Source organism: Spirosoma sp. 48-14 (assembly GCF_001898575.1).
GTDB lineage: Bacteria > Bacteroidota > Bacteroidia > Cytophagales > Spirosomataceae > Spirosoma.
In genome coordinates, this window is sequence record NZ_MKUD01000075.1 from 33,218 (window position 1) to 35,615 (window position 2,398).

Here is a 2,398-nt window from a genome sequence, read left to right on the forward strand (position 1 = left end):
GTACCGATCTGGCTATCAATTCAAACAAGACGGTTAACCTGTATATACGTATGTTGGATGCATTTTGAAATCCTCATTATTCAGATGGTCTTAACACCATCTGAAAACTTTCGTTTTACAGAATATTATTTTACATAGTATTAATATTAAAATATATAATCATAACTTTACCACATCTAAAAAATAATATTTGCCATCTATGCTTTTTTTTCCTAATTTGCTACAAAAAAAAATATACACAAAAATGATGAGATTCGTCGCCCTCACCCTCTTGTTGCTAACGCCGTTTCTTGCTCAGGCGCAGCAGCCCGTCAAGGATTATAAAGGCCATATTTTGACCAGTTCTGGTCAAATTCAACAAAATGGCATTACGGTAGGCACAGTATCAAAGGAAGGCATCATTCAGGATGCCAAAGGAAAAAAGATTGCCTTTCTGAAGGCTGACGGAACAATGGTTGATGCAAACGGCAAACTGTTGGGTCGCATGGCGAAAGATGGCATGAGCTTTTACAACGAAACCGGCGGACTCGTATTTACTCTAAAAGACAGGCCGGACGATACTTGCGACCTGATTGATGCCAAGGGGAACGTAGTAGGCAATGTTCACGACAGCCTGAAAGGTAGTGCTTGCGCCCTCCACTGCTTTCAGGCCGGGATGAAAAATAAGCCTGACCACAGTAAAATGAAGCATTGAGCTTTGCGGGTTTGCTGGGAGGAAGAATTTGCCATATGTATTCGCTAATTAACGTTGTCGAAGGCTACGTAGTAAAACTTAGTCTGCACCACGGCCGGTGGCAAACAGGTCGGCCTGTGTTTATGCAGGTCAACATTCAACAAAACAACGAAGCGGATACGGCAGAACTGGCGGATATAGTAGACGCACAGGTTACTATCACGTCCGAATATCTTGCTAAACCTTTTATACTTCTGCTGGAAGCTAGTGCCATGGGATTAGCCAAACTGTTTACGTTCCCGGAAGCAGGCACTTATCAGGCAAGGGTTCAATTTTCCCATCACCTCTCAGTCCTCACAACGGTCTTTACGCTACACGTTGAAGAGGGCAAAGATGCGGCAGACCCCGTCGGTTAATCAACAACTAATCACAATCAGCCTTATACGTGAGTAGGATCACCTTAAGGTCCTAATTCTTCCCATACATTTGCTACGTAACCAATCTACGGTCGTAGCCATGCGTAATGTTTTACTTATATCGCTCCTGTATTTAAGTTCGCCTGATTTGACACAGGCTCAATCGAATGCCAGTATGCCGGGCGGTTTATTTCGTTCGGCTGAAGATTTCAGACGGAATGAATTAATGCTGGCCGTTGACTGCCGGGCGCAAAAACATAAACTACGGCTGCACGAGTTCATCGGAAAGCCTTATGTGACGATCATTCATCAGAGGCAGTCGTATCAATACGCTAAAGATAGCCTGTATGGATTTCGCGATTGTGCCGGGCAGAGCTACCGGTTTGTGTCTGAGAACGACCACTACCCCATCCTCAATCCGGGCGAACCTATATTGATTTACAAACTGGTACGGCCACCCATAGCCAAACAGCCCGGATATACAAAACTATTTTTTAGCAAAGACGCAGGTGCTCCGCTCCAGGAGCTTACGGTTGAAACCCTGAAACGGGCTTTTCCGGAAAATCATGCCTATCACGACCGACTTGATGCTCAGTTCAGCAACGGTGGTGACTTATCGGCTTATGATCCACTGCACCGTATGACTAAGATCAACTGGCTGCTAAAAGAAAGTCAGTGAGCCAAACAAACTTCTTTAGAATATTTCTAAAGAAGTTTGTTTGGCTTAGGTTGAAGCAATACTTTTGTATAGTTTTGAATCAGTCTAAATAAAACTATACAACCTATTGTACGTATCTTACCTCTGTTCATTTTTCTTCTAATGGGAATGGCAGCGATAGCCGAAGAAGGCAGACCATCTGGTGTTCTCCAGGGTTTTGTACTGGACCGCAATCATCAGCCTGCCGAGGGGGTTACCGTATCACTTAAAGGGACGATTCGTCAAGTTAGCACCAATCAGAAAGGCTTCTTCATCTTCGCAAATCTTGTGCAGGGGCAGTATGCGCTGGTTGTTTCGGGCGTGGGTCTGCAAACGCACGAGCAACCAGTTAACGTCACGGGCGAGCAAATGACTAACCTGACGATTACTATCCAGGAGACCGCGCAGGAGCTTCAGGAAGTCAAGGTGATTGCTGCCAGAGGACTACGCGAACGGGAGGTCTTGCCCGAAGTAGGCTATAACGCCATATTCGCCGGCAAGAAAACAGAAGTCATTAACCTGGGTGCCTTGGATGCCAATCTGATTACCAACAACAGTCGGCAGGTGTTCAGCAAAACGCCGGGCGTGATGGTCTGGGAGAGCGAAGGCTCA

At 45.5% G+C, this 2,398-nt stretch carries 4 protein-coding genes; all 4 read left to right on the forward strand.

Annotation, left to right across the window (positions count from 1 at the left end; all coding sequences use genetic code 11):
* Positions 1-199 precede the first annotated feature (199 nt).
* The gene (locus BGO59_RS31555) at positions 200-694 is read left to right on the forward strand and encodes a 5-fold beta-flower protein (protein WP_293690917.1); all 495 of its coding nucleotides are present in this window, start codon (positions 200-202) and stop codon (positions 692-694) included.
* A gap of 35 nt (positions 695-729) precedes the next feature.
* Positions 730-1,089 carry a hypothetical protein gene (locus tag BGO59_RS31560; protein ID WP_143874721.1) on the forward strand — a complete coding sequence of 120 codons (360 nt, stop codon included), beginning with the start codon at positions 730-732 and terminating at the stop codon, positions 1,087-1,089.
* 100 nt (positions 1,090-1,189) lie between these two features.
* Positions 1,190-1,768 carry a hypothetical protein gene (locus BGO59_RS31565; RefSeq protein WP_099077267.1) on the forward strand — a complete coding sequence of 193 codons (579 nt, stop codon included), beginning with the start codon at positions 1,190-1,192 and terminating at the stop codon, positions 1,766-1,768.
* 147 nt (positions 1,769-1,915) lie between these two features.
* Positions 1,916-2,398 (forward strand): carboxypeptidase-like regulatory domain-containing protein (locus tag BGO59_RS31570; protein WP_293690924.1); only part of this gene is annotated, 483 nt, incomplete at its 3' end.